We start from the raw sequence: 18,044 nt of genomic DNA on the forward strand, positions 1-18,044 counted from the left end.
CGTTTCACGTGAAACGCCACCGCCCTCGGGAGCCTCATCAAGCACCCGGCCACCCTATCCGCCGGGGAGTGCGGACTCGCTCAGTCCGCGGCGCCCTCCACCGTGTCGGCGCCCGGCGCCAGCACGACGACCCGTCGCTGCGGCTCCTGGCCCTCCGACTCGCTCGTCAGGCCCTCGGTGGCCACGGCGTCGTGCACGACCTTGCGCTCGAACGCCGCCATGGGCTCCATGCGCTCCGGCTCACCGCTGGCGCGGACTCGAGCGCAGACCTCCTTGGCCAGCGCCACCAGCGCGGTGCGCCTGGCCGCGCGGTGGCCCGCCACGTCCAGCAGCAGACGCGTGCGGTCGCCCGTCTGCGCCTGCACGGCCAGCCGGGTGAGCTCCTGCAGCGCGTCGAGGACCTCGCCGTCGGCGCCGACGAGCCGCTTGAGCGCGGGAGTGCCGGCCTGGTCGGCCACGACGGCGACCGATGCGCGGCCGTTGTCGATGTCGATGTCGATGTCGCCGTCCAGGTCGGCGATGTCCAGCAGCTCCTCGAGGTAGTCGGCGGCGATGTCGCCCTCCTCCTCCAGCCGCTTGGCCGTGGTGCCGGGCCGCTGCGTGGGGCGCTCTGCGAGTTCAGCCGCGGGCGGGGCCGCGGTCTCGCTGCTGTCCGTCTCCACTGCGCCGGTCGTGCCGTTCACCCGTGGTCCTCCTCGTGGATCGTGGTCGGTCGGTCAGCGCTTGCCGGGGCGCTGGTTGCTGCGCGAGCCGCTGGGCCGGCGGGTCTCCCTGCTGCCGCCCCGCTTGGGCTGCTGACGCTGGCGGCGCACCGGCGCGGCCGCGGTGGTCGGGTGGTCGGCGGTGGCGGTGGTCCCGGTCTCCGCGGCGGGCAGCGGGTGCCCGCGGCGGGCAGCGCGACGGGCTCGGCGCGCCTGCAGCTCCTTCTCCGCCAGGGAGCCGGGGTTCGGCATGCGGCGGATGACGAAGAACTGCTGCCCCATGGACCACACGTTCGTCGTCAGCCAGTACAGGAGGACACCGATGGGGAAGTTGACGCCCGAGACCGCGAAGATGATCGGCAGGATGTAGAGCATCAGCTTCTGCTGCTGCGCGAACGGGTTGCCCTCCATCGACGCCGAGGAGGTGTTCTTCGCCATCAGCTGCTTCTGCGTGACGAACTGCGACAGCGACATCAGCACGATCATCACCGCGGTGAGGATGATCGTGCTCAACTCGCCGTCCTGACCCCAGGACTGCAGGAAGATGTCCGACAGCTGCGAGCCGAAGATGGTGGCGTTGTCGGCCTGCTCGACGAGCTCAGCGTTCAGAGGGCCGACGGTTTCATTCTTGCCGATGCCGTTGAGGGTGTGGAACAGCGCGAAGAAGATGGGCGACTGCAGAAGGATCGGCAGGCAGCTCGCCATCGGGTTGGTGCCCGAGGTGCGGTACAGGGCCATCATCTCCTGCTGCATCGCCTGACGGCTGGCAGGATCGGTCTTGCCCTTGTACTTCTGCTGGATCTTGCGCATCTCCGGCTGGATGACCTGCATCCCGCGCATGGCCTTGATCTGCTTGACGAACAGCGGGATCAGCAGGATGCGGATGACGACGACGAGGCCCACGATGGACAGCGACCACGCCGCACCACCGGCCGGGTCGAGCCCGAGCGCGGTGAGCAGGTCGTGGAAGCGCACCATGATCCAGGCGACGACCCACTGGATGGGGTACAAGAGGTCGTAGAAGAACTCGATCATGCGGCGGCTTGTCCTCTCGAGACGGGCTGTGCCCTCATCGGTGCTGTCCCCGCCCTGAGGGACCCTTGGGCGGAACGGGGTCGACGCCACCAGGGTTCCACGGGTGGCACCGCAGGAGACGCCGGACGGTCAACCAGGTGCCGACGAGCGCGCCGCGGGTGCGCAGCGCCTCGACGGCGTAGGCGGAGCAGGACGGGTAGAACCGGCACGTCGGCCCCAGCACGGGAGAGACGGTGAACTGGTAGGTCCGCACCAACGCGACCAGCAGCAGCGCCGGCCAGCGCAGGGGGTGCCACCAGGGGCGCGGCGCCGGGCCGCTGTCGGGGGTCACCGGGCCGTCAGCCCGAGGCGGCGCAGGCCCCGGTCGACGTCCCCGGCGAGGTCGGCGGAGGTGGCGTCCGCTGCAGCGGGCAGGGCGCGCACCACCAGCAGGCCGCCGCCGGGCGGCAGCACCGCCAGCCGGTCGGCCGCGAGGTGGCGCAGCCGGCGCTGGGTGCGGTGCCGTACCACGGAGTTGCCCACGGCCTTGGACACGACGAAGCCCACCCTCGTGGGGTGGGCTTCGTCGGTCTGCGCCCAGTGCAGGACCAGCCGCCGGGTACCGGTGCGCGTGCCTCGGCGCAGGGCGACGGTGAAGTCGTCCCGTGACCTCAGGCGGTGCGCTGCGGGCAGCACCGGGTGCCCCTGGTGGTGGGGGTGGTCAGGCGGACAGCTGCGCGCGGCCCTTGGCGCGGCGCGCGGAGAGGATGGCGCGGCCGGCGCGGGTGCGCATGCGCAGGCGGAAGCCGTGCGTCTTGGCCCGCCGACGGTTGTTCGGCTGGAAGGTGCGCTTGCTCACGTCAGTTCTCCATGCTCGCTGAAGGGCCGGGGCTCCGCCGTCGGTCCTGCCCGGTGGTGGCCGAGGTTCGACGCACCGGAGGTTCCGCGGAGCACAATCCCCAGCAGGGTACGGTGGCGGCCCCACCCCGGTCAAAGCGCGGTGGGTGAGCCCCGTCACCGGACCGTCCCGGCGGCGGGCCCGCGCGGGCGCCCGGTCAGGTGACCGCCGGGCGGCCGGCACTTGAACGCCGACCGCCGCCGTTGTTACGGTCCGGTCCGACTGCCGACGCCCCCGCCGATCCGGTGCGTGAAGGGGTGCCTCGTCCTACCCGGTCGTCGTGCACAGTGTGTGGACAGAGGTGTGGACGAGGCCCGTCGAACGGACGACCGGGCACGACGGGAGATGGCTCGAGTGGAGACCGACCGGGGCAACTTCCCCGACGTCTGGGAGCGCGCGGTCGCGCAGCTCGACGAGGGGGGTGTGACCCCCCACCAGCGCGCGTTCGTCCGCCTGACGCGGCCGCTGGGCCTCCTGGACGGCACCGCGCTGCTGGCGGTGCCCAACGACCTCACCAAGGAGGTCATCGAGCAGAAGGTCCGCGAGCCGCTGACCCGCGCGCTCAGCGAGCAGCTGGGCACGCCGGTGCGCCTGGCCGTCACGGTCGACGCCTCCATCGGCCAGACCCTGGCGCCGGAGCTGACCGGGGAGCACCGCGGCAGCACCACCGGCGAGGGTGCGAGCAGCCTGGAGCGTGAGCGCGTGACCGCGCTGGAGGGCGAGACGGGCCTGCACCGGGGCCCGGCGGGGGAGGACGACCTGTCGCTGGACGACTCCGACCCGGACCTGCTGTTCACCGGCTTCAAGGTGGACCGCGGTGCCGGCACGGGCCGGCAGGCGTCGCGGGGCCGTCCGGGGGCCAAGACCGAGAACGCGCGGCTGAACCCGAAGTACATCTTCGAGACGTTCGTCATCGGTGCCAGCAACCGCTTCGCGCACGCGGCGGCGGTGGCGGTGGCCGAGGCCCCGGCCAAGGCGTACAACCCGCTGTTCATCTACGGCGAGTCGGGGCTGGGCAAGACGCACCTGCTGCACGCCATCGGGCACTACGCGCAGAACCTGTACCCCGGGGTGCAGGTGCGGTACGTGAACTCCGAGGAGTTCACCAACGACTTCATCAACTCCATCCGCGACGACAAGGCGCAGGCGTTCCAGCGCCGGTACCGCGACGTCGACGTGCTGCTCATCGACGACATCCAGTTCCTGTCGAACAAGGTGCAGACGCAGGAGGAGTTCTTCCACACCTTCAACACGCTGCACAACGCCAGCAAGCAGGTCGTGATCACCTCCGACCTGCCGCCGAAGCAGCTGTCGGGCTTCGAGGAGCGCATGCGCAGCCGCTTCGAGTGGGGCCTGATCACCGACGTGCAGCCCCCGGACCTCGAGACGCGCATCGCGATCCTGCGCAAGAAGGCGATCGGGGAGCGGCTGGAGGTCCCCGACGACGTCAACGAGTACATCGCCTCCAAGATCTCCTCGAACATCCGGGAGCTGGAGGGCGCGCTCATCCGGGTGACGGCCTTCGCGAGCCTGAACCGCCAGCCGGTGGACATGCAGCTGGCGGAGATCGTGCTGCGCGACCTCATCCCCAACGACGAGACGCCGGAGATCACGGCGGCGGCGATCATGGGTCAGACGGCCTCGTACTTCAGCGTGACGCTGGAGGACCTGTGCGGCACCTCGCGCTCGCGGACGCTGGTGACGGCGCGGCAGATCGCGATGTACCTGTGCCGGGAGCTGACGGAGCTGTCGCTGCCGAAGATCGGCCAGCACTTCGGCGGCCGGGACCACACCACGGTCATGCACGCCGAGCGCAAGATCAAGCAGCAGATGGCCGAGCGTCGCAGCACGTACAACCAGGTCACGGAGCTGACCAACCGGATCAAGAAGCAGGCCGGCGCCTGAGGCGTCGCTGAGGGACGTCCGTCCCCAGGAACGGCTGCTCGTCCACAGGTTGTCCCCACTCCTGTGCACCACGGAAGGCCCCCGCACCGGTCGGTGCGGGGGCCTTTTCACGTCCCCGGCGGGGTGGGACGCCGCGGAACACCACGGAAAACGTGTTCTCCACAGCTTTGACCACAGTTGCCCACTGCCGGGTACTCGTTGTCCACCGATGTCCACACGCTGGGGACAGTCGTGTGGACAGTGGTGTCCCCATCGGTGGACAACCCGGTGGACAAGGCGTGGACGGTGCAGGGACGGGCTGGGGACGCCTGAGGACGGCGCCCCGGCCGTCCACTGCCCTGTGGAGGGGGAGGCCCGGCCGTCCGCAGCTGGTCCACACCCCCGGGAGGGGGTCGATCCGCCCGTGACCTGCGGCGACGTCCGCTCGTCCACAGGCTGCACAAGGGCGATGACGACGATGGATCCCCCCATTGATGAATCCGTCAACCCACGAGAGGTGTGGACACCTGCTGGGGACGGTGGCTGCTCGACGAGCCGGGGAGATCCCCGGAAGACCTGTGGGGACCGGTGGACGAGCGGTGGACGGCCGCCTGCACCGACCGGGACCGTCTCCACTACTGTCAGGAGCCGCCCGTGCTGCGGGTGGGTGCGGACGAGGTGGACTCGGCGGGAGGCGGTGCCTGGTGGAGTTGCAGGTCGAGCGCGACGTGCTGGCCGACGCCGTGGCGTGGGCCGCCCGGGCCCTGCCCTCCAGGCCCCCCGTGCCCGTGCTGGCGGGCGTGCTCCTGGAGGCCGGTGACGACGGATCGCTGCGGCTGTCGACCTTCGACTACGAGGTCTCCGCGCGCGTCGAGGTGCCGGCGGAGGTGCGCACGGCCGGGAAGGTCCTCGTCTCCGGGCGCCTGCTGGCCGACATCTCCCGCAGCCTGCCCAACCGGCCGGTGACCCTGACCACGGAGGGTTCGAGGGTCGTCGTCACCTGCGGGGCGAGCCGGTTCACGCTGCTGACGATGTCGGTGGACGAGTACCCCTCCCTGCCGGCGATGCCTGAGGAGTCCGGCACCGTCCCCGGCTCGGAGTTCACCGAGGCCGTCGCCCAGGTGACCGTGGCGGCCAGCCGGGACGAGACCCTGCCGATCCTCACGGGCGTGCGCCTGGAGATCGAGGGCGGCCTGCTGACGCTGCTGGCCACCGACCGCTACCGGCTGGCGGTGCGCGAGCTGCGCTGGAACCCCAGCACCCCGGACTTCTCCACCGCCGCCCTCGTGCGGGCCCGCACGCTCTCGGACGTCGCCCGGTCGCTGGGCAGCACGAGCACGCTGCGGATGGCCCTGGCCGACGGCGGCAGCGACCTCATCGGCTTCTCCGCCGACGGCCGGCAGTCCACCTCGCTCCTGGTGGACGGCGAGTACCCCAAGGTGCGGGCGCTGTTCCCCGCCGAGTCACCCACCCACGCCGTGGTGTCCACCTCAGCCCTCACCGAGGCCGTCAAGCGGGTGGCCCTGGTGGCCGAGCGCAACACGCCCGTGCGCTTGCGCTTCGAGGACGGCGTGCTGTCCTTGGAGGCGGGACAGGGCGAGGACGCGCAGGCGACGGAGGCCCTCGAGGCCTCCCTCGTGGGCGAGCCCATCGCCATCGCCTTCAACCCGCAGTTCCTCCTGGACGGGCTGGGGGCCCTGTCGGCGCCCTACGCCCGCCTGTCGTTCACCCAGTCCACCCGCCCGGCCGTGATCACCGGTCAGGCGGAGGCGGACGGGGAGGACGACGACAGCTACCGGTACCTGCTGATGCCGGTCCGCCTCGCCGGCTGAGCCGGCACGCACTCAGACCCCCGGGCAGCCGGGGGAAGGAAGGGTCGTCCAGATGCACATCGGACTCGTCGGTCTCGGGAAGATGGGCGGCAACATGCGCGCCCGGCTGCGCGAGAAGGGCATCGAGGTCACGGGGTACGACCCCAACCCGGACGTCACGGACGTCCCCTCGCTGGCCGCCCTGGTGGAGGCCCTGCCCTCGCCGAAGGTCGTGTGGGTGATGGTCCCCTCGGGGAAGATCACGCGCGACACCGTGGCGAGCCTGGCCCCCCTGCTGGGCGACGGCGACCTCGTCATCGACGGCGGCAACTCCAAGTGGACCGACGACACGGTCAACTCCGAGCTCCTGGCCGAGCGCGGCACCGGTTACGTGGACTGCGGCGTCTCCGGCGGCGTGTGGGGCCGGGAGAACGGCTACGGCCTCATGGCCGGCGGCGCGAAGAAGCACGTGGAGATCGCCATGCCGGTCTTCGACGCGCTGCGTCCGGAGGGCCCGCGCGAGGAGGGCTTCGTGCACGCCGGCGGCGTCGGTGCGGGCCACTACGCGAAGATGGTCCACAACGGCATCGAGTACGGCCTGATGCACGCCTACGCCGAGGGCTACGAGCTCCTCGAGGCGAAGGGGATCATCAGCGACGTCCCGGCGGTCTTCAAGGCGTGGACGCGCGGCACGGTCGTGCGCTCCTGGCTGCTGGACCTCATGGTCAAGGCCCTCGAGGAGGACCCCAAGCTGGACAAGCTGCGCGGCTACGCGCAGGACTCCGGCGAGGGCCGCTGGACGCTGGAGCAGGCCATCGAGAACGCCGTGCCGATGCCGGTGCTCGCCGGTGCGCTCTTCGCGCGCTTCGCCTCCCGTCAGGAGGACTCCCCGTCGATCAAGGCGGTCGCCGCGCTGCGGAACCAGTTCGGCGGGCATGCGGTGACGTCCGCCGGGCCCACCTCGGGTTCCGGCTCGACGAACTGATCCCGCGCGCGTGCACGTCGCGCACCTCTCCCTCGTCGACTTCCGCTCGTACCCGGCCCTGGAGCTGGAGCTGCGGCCGGGCACGACGACGTTCACGGGGCTGAACGGCCAGGGCAAGACGAACCTCGTCGAGGCCATCGGCTACGTCGCCTCGCTCGGCAGCCACCGGGTGGCCGGGGACGCGCCGCTGGTGCGGCAGGGAGCGGAGCGCGCCGTCGTGCGCGCGCAGCTGGTGCGCGGGGAGCGCCGGGCGCTGGTCGAGCTGGAGATCACGCCGGGTCGCGCCAACCGGGCGCGGCTGAACGGCACCCCCGTGCGCCGGCCCCGCGAGGTGCTGGGGGTGCTGCGCACCGTCCTGTTCGCCCCGGAGGACCTGGCGCTGGTCAAGGGCGACCCGGACGGGCGCAGGCGCTACCTCGACGACCTGCTGGTCACGCGCTGGCCGCGGGTGGCGGGGGTGCGCAGCGACTACGAGCGGGTGCTGCGCCAGCGCACGGCGCTGCTGAAGTCCGCCGGTGCCGCGCTGCGCGGCGGGCGAGGGGACGCCTCCACCCTGGAGGTGTGGGACGAGCACCTGGCCTCCGTGGGCGCCGAGCTGCTGGCGGCGCGGCTGGCCCTGCTGGGCGACCTGCGCGGACCGGCGGGGCAGGCGTACCGCGCGGTGAGCCGCGGGCAGGGCGAGCTGGAGCTGGGCTACCGCTCCTCCCTGCCGCTGCTGGCCGAGGGCGCGGCCACGACGCCGGGCGGTGCGGTGCCGGGCACCGAGGACCTGCGCCTCGCGCTGCTGGCGGCAATGGCCGAGCAGCGCAAGGCGGAGCTGGATCGGGGGGTGTGCCTGGTCGGCCCGCACCGCGACGACCTGGTCCTGACCCTGGGCGGGATGCCCGCCAAGGGGTACGCCAGCCACGGGGAGAGCTGGTCGGTGGCGCTGGGACTGCGGCTGGCCAGCTACCGGCTGCTGCTGGAGGACGACAGCTCCAGCGATCCGGGAGGTCCGGTGCTCGTGCTGGACGACGTGTTCGCCGAGCTGGACGCGGGGCGCCGGGAACGGCTGGCGGAGGTCGTCGCCGGTGCCGAGCAGGTCCTGGTGACCGCGGCGGTGCCCGAGGACGTCCCGGAGGCGCTGCGCGGCGCGGGGGCGGACCGGGTCCTCGTCACGACGGGCAGCGCCGTCCGTGGCGGCTGACGGCGGCCCGGACGCCCCTGGCGCGCCGGGCGAGCAGCCGGGGGAGGAGCCGGCCACCGACGGCGTGGACCTGCCCGAGCCCGCCACGGGCGCGGAGGCGGACCAGGCCGGCTCCACGGGCGCGGACCTCGCGCGCACCGCGCTGGGCCGGGCGCGGGCGGCGGCCGCGGCCAAGGGGTTGCGGCCCGGGCGCGCGGGCCGGGGTGGGCGCGGGGCGGGCGACGGCCGGGAGGCGGCGCGGGCGCGGCGGGCCGACGCCTCGGCCCGCTCGGGCGCGTGGCCGGACGCGCGCGACCCGCAGCCGCTGGGCTCCACGCTGGACCGGCTCGTCGGCGAGCGGGGCTGGGAGCAGCCGGTGGCGGTGGGTGGCGCGTTCGGGCGCTGGGACGCCGTGGTCGGCCCCGAGCTGGCGGGGCACTGCGCCCCGGAGAGCCTGAAGGACGGCACGCTCGTGGTGCGCGCCGAGTCCACGGCGTGGGCGACGCAGGTGCGGCTGCTGACCAGCGTGCTGGTGCGGCGCCTGGACGAGGAGCTGGGGCACGGGGTGGTCGTGAAGGTCGTCGTGCGCGGACCGCAGGGGCCCTCCTGGCGCAAGGGCCACCGGGCGGCGCCCGGTGGCAGGGGCCCGCGCGACACCTACGGCTGAGCGGGGTCCGGGCCGCGCAGCGGGCGCTGCGCTGCCGGGGGTGGTGGCGCGTAGGTCCCCCCGCACCCGGGGGGTCGGCGCGCCACAGGTGCCTTGGGCGGCCCGCTGACGCGTCCAACGGCTCCGCGCGGGGTAGAATGGCGTGAACCTGGCGGTCGTGGTGGCCCCGGCGTCTCGGGGCTCGTCTCCGCGCGCCCGCCCCCGCGCCGCTCGACGCGGAGGGAGAGCACGCGCTCGTGCCAGACCAAGAGCCGACCAACCCCGACCAGCAGTCGCCCGCACCGGAGGAAGCGCCGTCCCTGGCGGACGCCGTCGCGGCCGACGGCACCCCGTCCTCGGACTACGGCGCCGACGCCATCACCGTCCTGGAGGGCCTGGAGGCCGTCCGCAAGCGTCCCGGCATGTACATCGGCTCCACCGGTGAGCGGGGCCTGCACCACCTGGTCTACGAGGTCGTCGACAACTCCGTCGACGAGGCGCTGGCCGGTCACTGCGACACCATCGGCGTCACGATGCTGGCCGACGGCGGGGTGCGGGTGCAGGACAACGGCCGCGGCATCCCCGTGGACGTCATGCCCGGCGAGGGTCGCCCGGCGATCGAGGTCGTGCTGACGGTGCTGCACGCCGGCGGCAAGTTCGGCGGCGGCGGGTACTCGGTGTCCGGCGGCCTGCACGGCGTGGGCATCTCCGTGGTCAACGCGCTGTCGCGGCGCCTGGACGTCGAGGTGCGCCGGCAGGGCCACGTGTGGCGCCAGTCGTACGCCGACGGCGTGCCCACCGCGCCGCTGGCCAAGGGCGAGGAGACCGCGGAGACCGGCACCACGGTGACGTTCTGGCCGAGCGACGAGACGTTCGAGACCACGACGTTCGACTTCGAGACGCTGCGCACCCGCTTCCAGCAGATGGCCTTCCTCAACAAGGGGCTGACGATCTCGCTGAAGGACGAGCGCCCCACGGGCGAGGACGAGGCCGAGGCGGAGGCCACGGACGAGGCGCCCCTGCGCGAGGTGACCTACCGCTACGACGGGGGCCTGGTCGACTACGTCCAGCACGTCAACGCGCAGAAGAAGAACGACGCGCTGCACGACTCGATCATCTCCCTGGAGGCCGAGGACGCCGAGCAGGGCATCTCCGTGGAGATCGCCATGCAGTGGACGACCGCCTACTCCGAGGCGGTCTTCACGTACGCGAACACCATCAACACCACCGAGGGCGGCACCCACGAGACGGGCTTCCGCACGGCGCTGACCGCGCTGGTGCAGGAGTACGCCCGGGCCGCGAAGCCCCAGCTGCTCAAGGACAACGAGAACCTCGAGGGTTCCGACATCCGCGAGGGGCTGACCGCGGTCATCTCGGTGAAGCTGTCCGAGCCGCAGTTCGAGGGTCAGACGAAGACCAAGCTCGGCAACACCTCGGCGCGCACGTTCGTCAACGCGCAGGTGCGCGAGCACCTCGGGCACTGGTTCGCCTCCAACCCCAAGGAGGCGTACACCATCGCGAAGAAGGCGCACTCCGCGCTGGTGGCGCGCCAGGCGGCCCGCAAGGCGCGCGAGGCGAGCCGGAAGTCGCTGCTGGAGCGCAACTCGCTGCCCGGCAAGCTGAAGGACTGCCAGTCGAACAACCCCTCGGAGTGCGAGGTCTTCATCGTCGAGGGCGACTCCGCCGGCGGGTCGGCCACCCGCGGGCGCGACCCGCGCACCCAGGCGATCCTGCCGATCCGCGGGAAGATCCTCAACGTCGAGAAGGCCCGGCTGGACCGGGCCCTGGGCAACCAGGAGGTGCAGGCGCTCATCACGGCGTTCGGCACCGGCATCGGTGAGGAGTTCAACCTCGACAAGCTGCGCTACCACAAGATCATCGTCATGGCCGACGCGGACGTCGACGGCCAGCACATCCGCACGCTGCTGCTGACCCTGCTGTTCCGCTACATGAGCCCGCTGGTCGAGAACGGCTTCGTCTACCTCGCCCAGCCGCCGCTGTACCGGCTGAAGTGGTCCGGCGGCACGCCGCACGAGTTCGCCTACTCCGACCGCGAGCGGGACGCGCTCATCGAGGCCGGCAAGGCGGCGGGCAAGAAGCTGCCCAAGGAGAACTCCGTCCAGCGCTACAAGGGCCTCGGCGAGATGAACTGGAACGAGCTGTCCGAGACGACGATGGACCGCGCGCACCGCACGCTGCTGCAGGTGACGCTCGAGGACGCCGCCGCCGCGGACGCCGTCTTCTCGGTGCTCATGGGTGAGGACGTGGAGTCCCGCCGCTCGTTCATCCAGCGCAACGCCCGCGACGTGAGGTTCCTCGACGTGTGAGGTCCCACCCGTTCCACGTGGAACCAAGCACCCGAGAGCCCGTGACCTGAGAGGGACCCCGCCGTGAGCGAGAGCACCACCGAACCCCCCGCCGGAGACCGCATCGAGCAGGTCGACCTGCAGCTGGAGATGCAGCGCTCGTACCTCGACTACGCGATGAGCGTCATCGTCTCCCGGGCGCTGCCCGACGTGCGCGACGGCCTCAAGCCGGTCCACCGGCGCGTGCTCTACGCGATGTACGACGGCGGGTACCGCCCGGACCGCGGCTACTACAAGTGCGCCCGCGTCGTCGGCGACGTCATGTCGAACTACCACCCGCACGGTGACAGCTCGATCTACGACGCCCTCGTCCGCCTCGCGCAGGACTGGTCGCTGCGCTACCCGCTCGTCGACGGGCAGGGCAACTTCGGCTCGCCCGGCAACGACCCGGCCGCCGCGTACCGCTACACCGAGTGCCGCATGGCGCCGCTGGCCATGGAGATGGTCCGCGACATCGACGAGGAGACCGTCGACTTCTCGCCGAACTACGACGGCCGCGAGCAGGAGCCGGACGTCCTGCCGAGCCGGTTCCCGAACCTGCTCGTCAACGGCTCCGCCGGCATCGCCGTCGGCATGGCGACCAACATCCCGCCGCACAACCTGCGCGAGGTCGCCGACGGCGTGAAGTGGCTGCTGGACAACCCGGACGCCTCCGACGACGAGCAGCTGGCCGCGATGCTGCAGCGCATCAAGGGCCCGGACTTCCCGACCGGCGCGCTCATCCTGGGCCACCGCGGCATCAGCGACGCCTACCGCACCGGCCGCGGCTCCATCACCATGCGCGCGGTCGTCGAGGTCGAGGAGATCTCCGGGCGCACCTGCCTGGTCGTCAGCGAGCTGCCGTACCAGGTCAACCCGGACAACCTGGCGATGAACATCGCCGACCTCGTCCGCGACGGCCGGCTGTCCGGCATCGCCGACGTGCAGGACCACACCTCCGGCAAGACCGGTCAGCGGCTGGTCATCGTGCTCCGCCGCGACGCCGTGGCCAAGGTCGTGCTCAACAACCTGTACAAGCACACCCAGCTGCAGCAGAACTTCGGCGCCAACATGCTCGCGCTGGTCGACGGCGTGCCGCGCACGCTGCCGATCCACGCGTTCCTCAAGCACTGGATCACCCACCAGGTCGAGGTCATCCAGCGCCGCACCCGCTTCCGGCTGCGCAAGGCCGAGGAGCGCGCGCACATCCTGCGGGCGCTGCTGAAGGCGCTCGACGCGCTCGACGAGGTCATCGCCCTCATCCGCGCCAGCGCCACCGTGGACCTCGCCCGCGAGGGCCTCATGGGGCTGCTGGAGATCGACGACGTCCAGGCGCGCGCCATCCTCGAGATGCAGCTGCGCCGGCTGGCCGCCCTGGAGCGCCAGCGCATCACCGACGAGTACGACGAGCTGATGCGGCTCATCACCGACTACAACGACATCCTCGCCCGGCCCGAGCGGCAGCGGCAGATCGTCGGTGACGAGCTCGTGGAGCTGGTCGAGCGCTACGGCGACGAGCGCAAGACGCAGATCCTGCCCTTCGAGGGCGACATGAGCGTCGAGGACCTCATCCCCGTCGAGGACGTCGTCGTCACCGTCACCCGCGGCGGCTACGCCAAGCGGACCCGCACCGACCTCTACCGCGCCCAGCGCCGCGGCGGCCGCGGCGTGCGGGGCGCGAGCCTGCGCGAGGACGACGTGGTGGAGCACTTCTTCACCACCACGACCCACCACTGGCTGCTGTTCTTCACCAACCTGGGGCGGGTGTACCGCGCCAAGGGCTACGAGCTGCCCGAGGGCGGCCGCGACGGGCGCGGGCAGCACGTGGCGAACCTGCTGGCCTTCCAACCGGGGGAGCGGATCGTCGCGGTCCTGGACCTGCAGGACTACGAGCAGGCCCCGTACCTGGTGCTCGCCACCCGCGGCGGCATCGTGAAGAAGACGCGGCTGAGCGAGTACGACTCCAACCGCTCCGGCGGGCTCATCGCCATCAACCTGCGCCAGCGCCCCGGCGCGGACGGCGAGGAGGTCGACGACGAGCTGTTCGCGGCCTCCCTGGTCGGGGAGGGGGAGGACCTCTTCCTGGTCTCCCGCAAGGGGATGAGCGTGCGGTTCGCAGCGGACGACGACACGCTGCGCCCGATGGGCCGGGCCACCTCGGGCGTGACGGGCATGAAGTTCCGCGGCGACGACGAGCTGCTGGCCATGGCCGTGGCCTCGGACGAGCTCGACGTCTTCGTGGTGACCGAGCTCGGCTACGCCAAGCGGACCCGGATCGCGGAGTACCGCCGGCAGGGCCGCGGCGGTCTGGGCATCAAGGTCGCCAAGCTGGCCGACGCGCGCGGCGACCTCGTGGGCGCGCTGACCGTCTCGGAGGACGACGAGGTGCTCGTCGTCATGGCCGGTGGGCGCGTGGTGCGCTCGCGGGTGGACGAGGTGCCCGCCAAGGGCCGCGACACGATGGGCGTGACGTTCGCGCGCCCGGAGCCCGGTGACCGGATCATCGCGGTCGCCCGCAACGCGGAGCGGGTGCTGGACGAGGAGGTCGCCGCCGAGGAGGTCTCGCAGGCCACCGTGGAGGGGGTGGACGACCCGCTGACCGACGTCGCCGGCGCCGGTGACGACCAGTCCGCCGCGCTGGGCGCGGACGAGCCGCCTTCTCCCTCAGACACTGCCGTGGACCCGTCGGATGACGTACGGTCTCCTGGATCGGCTGACGGAGGTCCCCCGGCCGAGACCGACACCCACCCCGGAGGCGCTTCGTGAGTCACGCCGAACGCACGGCCTCCTCGCCCGGCACCACGGGGGCGGGGACGCCGAAGGCCAGCTCGGCAGCGAAGGCGGGTGGAGCTGTGCAATCGCGTCCGGCGGCGCGGACGGGCCCGGCCCAGGCGGTGGAGGTGCCCCGGCGGGTGCGGCTGACGCTGGCGCGGGTGGACCCGTGGTCGGTGACGAAGCTGTCGTTCCTGCTGTCGGTGGCGGTGGGCATCGCCCTGGTGGTGGCCACGGCGGTGGTGTGGAGCGTCCTGGACGGCATGGGCGTGTTCACCGACGTCAACGGCCTGCTGCGCGACGTGGTGGGCGGCGAGGTCGACGTGAACCTGCTGGACTACCTGGGCTTCGGCAAGGTGCTCTCGCTGGCCACGGTGATCGCTGTCGTCGACGTGGTGCTGCTGACGGCGCTGTCGACGATCACGGCGTTCCTCTACAACGTGTCGGCCGCCCTGGTGGGTGGCCTGGACGTGACGCTGTCCGACGACTGACCCGCGGGGCCGTCCCCGCTGGTGGGCGGTCTGGTCGGAGGCACTGTCGGCGATCCGGTAGAGTGGGGACCGTTGCGTGTCACGCAGTTCCGGGCCTATAGCTCAGTCGGTTAGAGCGCTTCCCTGATAAGGAAGAGGTCGGAGGTTCAAGTCCTCCTAGGCCCACCTCTCGAGAACCCCGCACCTTTCCGGTGCGGGGTTCTCCGCGTCCCGGGACGCTCGCTCCGGCGGGCGGCACCCCTGTGTCACCCCCTGTAGGCTCCTGGTGACTCGAGGGAGGGCGGATGGCGACGGCGGCACAGGTCAAGGCGCTGGTGGAGAGCCACAGCCTGGGCGACGACACCCGCTTCCGCTCCGTGGTGCTGCAGGTCGCCGAGGCCGCCACCCGCACCGGTCGCACCCGCTACGCGGAGGAGGTCCGCGCCCTCCTGGACGCCGGGCGCACCGGTGCGCACCGGCCGGCCGGCGCACCGGGCGCCGTCGCGGCCCGCCCCGTCCCCGTCGCCCAGCCCCGCGGGGAGCTCGCCCAGGTCCTGACCGTCCAGCAGCCCTCCACCCGGCTGGCCGACGTGGCGCTGGGCGGGGAGGTCATGGGCCGCCTGCACCGCGTCCTGGCCGAGCAGCGCCGCGCCGAGGCGCTGCTCGCGCGCGGCTTCGAACCCGTGCGCAGGCTCCTCCTCACCGGCCCGCCCGGCACCGGGAAGTCCCTCACCGCCGAGGCGCTCGCCGGGGAGATGCTGCTGCCCCTGTTCTCCGTCCGCCTCGACGCCCTCGCCGAGGCGCCCGCCGACGACGCGGTCGCCCGGCTGCGCCTGGTCTTCGACCTGGTCGCCCAGACCCGCGGCGTGTACCTCTTCGACGACCTCGACGCCCTGGCCGAGCCGCCCGGCCCGGAGCGCGGCGCCGGGCTGCGCGACGTGCTGCGGGCCTTCACCGCCCTGCTCGAGCAGGACACCTCCACCAGCGTCCTCGTCGCCACCACCTGCCGCCCGCAGCTCCTGGAGCGCTGGGTGCTGCGCCGCTTCGACGCCCTGCTGGACTACCCGCTGCCCACCACCGGGGTCGTGCACGAGGTGGTGCTCCGCCGCCTGCGCGGGTTCGACCTGAGCGCCGTCGAGTGGCCCCGGGTGGCGTCCACGGCCAGCGGGATGAGCCACGAGGAGGTCTCCGCCGCCGCGCAGTCCGCCGCCAAGCAGTCGATCCTGCAGGGCGACCGGCACGTGGAGACCACCGCGCTGCTGGCCGCCCTCCGCGAGCGCAGGCAGATGCTGAAGATGGCCCCGTGAGCGCTGCGGCGTTCACCGTCCTGGTCGTCTGCACCGCCAACGTCCACCGCTCCCCGATGGCCGCCGCGCTGCTGCGCCACCGCCTCGACGAGCGCTTCGGCCCGCGCGCGGCGCGCGTGCGGGTGGGCAGCGCAGGCACCCGCGCCCTGACCGGGCACGGCGTGGACCCCACCACCGCGCGGGTCCTGGCGGAGGTCACCGGCACCGCGCCGGCCGGGACCACCGCCCGTCAGCTCGACGAGCACCTGGTGCACGAGGCCGACGCGGTGCTGGTGATGACCCGTGAGCACCGCGCCGCCGTGGTGGACCTGCTGCCGGCCGCCCAGCGCCGCACGTTCACCCTGCCCGAGCTCGCCCGCATCGCCGCCGCCCTGCCGCGCTGCGGGCCCGGCCGCGCCGACGCCGACCCCGCCGCCGGCTGGCGCGCCCTGCTGGCCGCGGCCCCCGCGCTGCGCGGCCCCACCGCTCCCGCCGACCCCGCCGCCGACGACGTCGCCGACGTGCACCTGCGCCCCGAGGCCGAGCACCGCAGCACCGCCCAGCGCCTGGCCGCGGCCGTCGAGGACGTGCTCGACGCCGTCGCCGCCCCGCCGCGCGCGGCGGCTCAGCGCTCCGTGAGCAGCGGCTCCGCGTCGGTGGCGGTCTCCGGCTGGTAGCCGTACCCGTAGTCGTACGGGTAGGCGTACTCCGAGCGCCGCGCCGGCACCATCGACAGGACGGCGCCGAGCACCCGGGCGTCGACCGCCCGCAGCCGCTCCAGGGCCCGGGTCAGGTGGTCGCGCGTCGTGCGCCCGTGCCGGACCACGACGATCGCCCCGTCCGACTGCCGGGCCAGCACCGCCGCGTCGGCCACCGGCAGCAGCGGCGGGCTGTCCACGATGACCAGGTCCGCGCGCTCGCGCAGCCGGTCCAGCAGGTCGGCCATGTGCCGCGAGCCCAGGAGCGCGGAGGGGTTCATCGGGATCGGCCCGCTGGCCAGCACCGACAGGCCCGAGTCGCCGTAGGGCTGCAGCACGTCGTCCACGTCGGCGCGGCCGGCGAGCACGGTCGTCAGGCCCGCGCTGCGGTCCACGCCCAGGTACTCCGCCACCTTCGGCAGCCGCAGGTCGGCCTCGACGAGGATCGTGCGCACCCCCGCCAGCGCCGTCGTCAGCGCCAGGTTCACCGCCAGGGTGCTCTTGCCCTCCCCGGGCAGCGCTGAGGTGATCACCACCACCCGCGGGGGGTGGTCCACGTCGGCGAACTGCAGGTTCGTGCGGATCTGCCGCAGCGCCTCCGACTGGGGCGTGCGCGCGTGCTCCACGATCAGCTCCGGCTTCTCGCCGGACTCCCCGAGCAGGGTGGTGCCCAGCACCGGGGTGCCCATGCCGGTGATGCCGGCCGTCGTCTTCACGGTGGTGTCCAGCACCTCCCGCAGGACCGCCAGGCCCGTCCCGGCGCTCACCCCGAACAGCAGGCCGAGCACGAGGTTGCGCGACGGGCTGGGGGCGATGGGCTCCTCGCGGACCTCCGCGGGACGCAGCACGCTGACGCGCACGGGGCTGACCACGTCCGGGGAGGGCCGCTCCAGCTCCGCGACGGCCGTGCCGAAGTGCTTCGCGACCGAGTCGGCGATCCGCGCGGCACGCTCCGCGGAGGAGTCCTCCACGGTGACCTCGATGAGGACGGTGCCCAGCGGGGCGTTGGAGCCGACGCGCGCGGCCAGGGCGCGGGCGGTGGTGTCCAGGTCCAGCTCGTCGATCACCGGTTGCAGCACCTTCGGGCTGGTGAGCACGCCCGTGTAGGACTGCACCCGCTGCTGGGTGAACATGCCGCCCTGCATGAGGGCCACGGCGCCGCCGCCGTCGTGCATGGAGACGAACAGCAGGGAGTCCGCCCGGTACAGCGGGGAGCTCAGCGCCGTCGACCCGCCCCCCGCGCCCAGGCCGACGAGCACCGCGAGCGCCACCAGCACCCAGTGCTTGCGCAGCGCGCGCAGGTAGTCGACCAGCTCCATCGGGCGGTGCTCCTCGGTGCTCCTGGGGCTCGGGTGGTGGTCCGGGGCGC

General features: G+C 72.9%; 16 protein-coding genes and 1 tRNA gene. 11 read left to right on the forward strand and 6 right to left on the reverse strand.

The features are described 5' to 3' along the window. Positions 1-80 precede the first annotated feature (80 nt). The 5 genes from ACRYR8_RS12235 to rpmH all read right to left on the reverse strand — a co-directional run bounded on the left by ACRYR8_RS12235 (position 81) and on the right by rpmH (position 2,574). Positions 81-572, reverse strand: coding sequence for a Jag family protein (locus ACRYR8_RS12235; protein WP_432484859.1), 492 nt, complete (start codon positions 570-572; stop codon positions 81-83). Positions 573-716: 144 nt separating this feature from the next. After that, the gene (yidC, locus tag ACRYR8_RS12240; protein WP_432484784.1) at positions 717-1,736 is read right to left on the reverse strand and encodes a membrane protein insertase YidC; all 1,020 of its coding nucleotides are present in this window, start codon (positions 1,734-1,736) and stop codon (positions 717-719) included. A gap of 34 nt (positions 1,737-1,770) precedes the next feature. Beyond that, a complete protein-coding gene (gene yidD / locus ACRYR8_RS12245) occupies positions 1,771-2,067 on the reverse strand; it encodes a membrane protein insertion efficiency factor YidD (protein WP_432484786.1) in 297 nt (98 codons plus the stop codon). After that, positions 2,064-2,411, reverse strand: coding sequence for a ribonuclease P protein component (gene rnpA, locus ACRYR8_RS12250; protein ID WP_432484788.1), 348 nt, complete (start codon positions 2,409-2,411; stop codon positions 2,064-2,066). Before rnpA ends, yidD begins: the two co-directional genes overlap by 4 nt. 25 nt (positions 2,412-2,436) lie before the next feature. Then, positions 2,437-2,574 carry a 50S ribosomal protein L34 gene (gene rpmH, locus ACRYR8_RS12255; RefSeq protein ID WP_166610470.1) on the reverse strand — a complete coding sequence of 46 codons (138 nt, stop codon included), beginning with the start codon at positions 2,572-2,574 and terminating at the stop codon, positions 2,437-2,439. Between the two features lie 384 nt (positions 2,575-2,958). Here rpmH and dnaA point away from each other — a divergent pair, with 384 nt between their 5' ends. From dnaA to ACRYR8_RS12310, 11 genes are all read left to right on the forward strand, one after another. Beyond that, the gene (gene dnaA, locus ACRYR8_RS12260; RefSeq protein ID WP_432484791.1) at positions 2,959-4,518 is read left to right on the forward strand and encodes a chromosomal replication initiator protein DnaA; all 1,560 of its coding nucleotides are present in this window, start codon (positions 2,959-2,961) and stop codon (positions 4,516-4,518) included. 683 nt (positions 4,519-5,201) lie between these two features. After that, entirely contained in the window at positions 5,202-6,329 is a 1,128-nt protein-coding gene (gene dnaN / locus ACRYR8_RS12265; protein WP_432484793.1) for a DNA polymerase III subunit beta, read from the forward strand. 52 nt (positions 6,330-6,381) lie between these two features. Continuing rightward, positions 6,382-7,293 carry a phosphogluconate dehydrogenase (NAD(+)-dependent, decarboxylating) gene (gene gnd, locus ACRYR8_RS12270; protein WP_432484795.1) on the forward strand — a complete coding sequence of 304 codons (912 nt, stop codon included), beginning with the start codon at positions 6,382-6,384 and terminating at the stop codon, positions 7,291-7,293. A 10-nt stretch (positions 7,294-7,303) separates the two neighbouring features. After that, on the forward strand, positions 7,304-8,479 hold the full coding sequence (gene recF, locus ACRYR8_RS12275; protein ID WP_432484797.1) for a DNA replication/repair protein RecF: 1,176 nt from the start codon (positions 7,304-7,306) through the stop codon (positions 8,477-8,479). Next, a complete protein-coding gene (locus tag ACRYR8_RS12280; protein ID WP_432484799.1) occupies positions 8,469-9,125 on the forward strand; it encodes a DciA family protein in 657 nt (218 codons plus the stop codon). The genes recF and ACRYR8_RS12280 overlap by 11 nt, the downstream gene beginning before the upstream one ends. Before the next feature lie 236 nt (positions 9,126-9,361). Then, a complete protein-coding gene (gene gyrB, locus ACRYR8_RS12285) occupies positions 9,362-11,431 on the forward strand; it encodes a DNA topoisomerase (ATP-hydrolyzing) subunit B (RefSeq protein WP_432484801.1) in 2,070 nt (689 codons plus the stop codon). Positions 11,432-11,494: 63 nt separating this feature from the next. Next, positions 11,495-14,215, forward strand: a complete 2,721-nt coding sequence (gyrA, locus tag ACRYR8_RS12290) for a DNA gyrase subunit A (RefSeq protein WP_432484803.1) — start codon at positions 11,495-11,497, stop codon at positions 14,213-14,215. A 146-nt stretch (positions 14,216-14,361) separates the two neighbouring features. Next, entirely contained in the window at positions 14,362-14,712 is a 351-nt protein-coding gene (locus ACRYR8_RS12295; RefSeq protein WP_432484805.1) for a DUF3566 domain-containing protein, read from the forward strand. Between the two features lie 91 nt (positions 14,713-14,803). Further along, positions 14,804-14,877: transfer RNA gene (locus tag ACRYR8_RS12300), tRNA-Ile, on the forward strand. A 119-nt stretch (positions 14,878-14,996) separates the two neighbouring features. Continuing rightward, positions 14,997-15,998, forward strand: coding sequence for an AAA family ATPase (locus ACRYR8_RS12305; protein WP_432484807.1), 1,002 nt, complete (start codon positions 14,997-14,999; stop codon positions 15,996-15,998). Then, positions 15,995-16,654 carry an arsenate reductase/protein-tyrosine-phosphatase family protein gene (locus tag ACRYR8_RS12310; protein ID WP_432484809.1) on the forward strand — a complete coding sequence of 220 codons (660 nt, stop codon included), beginning with the start codon at positions 15,995-15,997 and terminating at the stop codon, positions 16,652-16,654. Before ACRYR8_RS12305 ends, ACRYR8_RS12310 begins: the two co-directional genes overlap by 4 nt. Here ACRYR8_RS12310 and ACRYR8_RS12315 read toward each other — a convergent pair. Further along, positions 16,603-17,994 carry a tyrosine-protein kinase domain-containing protein gene (locus tag ACRYR8_RS12315; RefSeq protein ID WP_432484811.1) on the reverse strand — a complete coding sequence of 464 codons (1,392 nt, stop codon included), beginning with the start codon at positions 17,992-17,994 and terminating at the stop codon, positions 16,603-16,605. The genes ACRYR8_RS12310 and ACRYR8_RS12315 overlap by 52 nt on opposite strands. Positions 17,995-18,044 lie beyond the last annotated feature (50 nt).

The organism is Kineococcus esterisolvens, from assembly GCF_050871405.1.
Taxonomy (GTDB): domain Bacteria; phylum Actinomycetota; class Actinomycetes; order Actinomycetales; family Kineococcaceae; genus Kineococcus.

Excerpts from the sequence above, each read along its gene's own strand:
- yidC (WP_432484784.1), bottom strand. The coding sequence starts at position 1,736 with ATGATCGAGTTCTTCTACGACCTCTTGTACCCCATCCAGTGGGTCGTC.
- dnaA (WP_432484791.1), top strand. The coding sequence starts at position 2,959 with ATGGCTCGAGTGGAGACCGACCGGGGCAACTTCCCCGACGTCTGGGAG.
- gnd (WP_432484795.1), top strand. The coding sequence starts at position 6,382 with ATGCACATCGGACTCGTCGGTCTCGGGAAGATGGGCGGCAACATGCGC.
- ACRYR8_RS12305 (WP_432484807.1), top strand. The coding sequence starts at position 14,997 with ATGGCGACGGCGGCACAGGTCAAGGCGCTGGTGGAGAGCCACAGCCTG.
- ACRYR8_RS12315 (WP_432484811.1), bottom strand. The coding sequence starts at position 17,994 with ATGGAGCTGGTCGACTACCTGCGCGCGCTGCGCAAGCACTGGGTGCTG.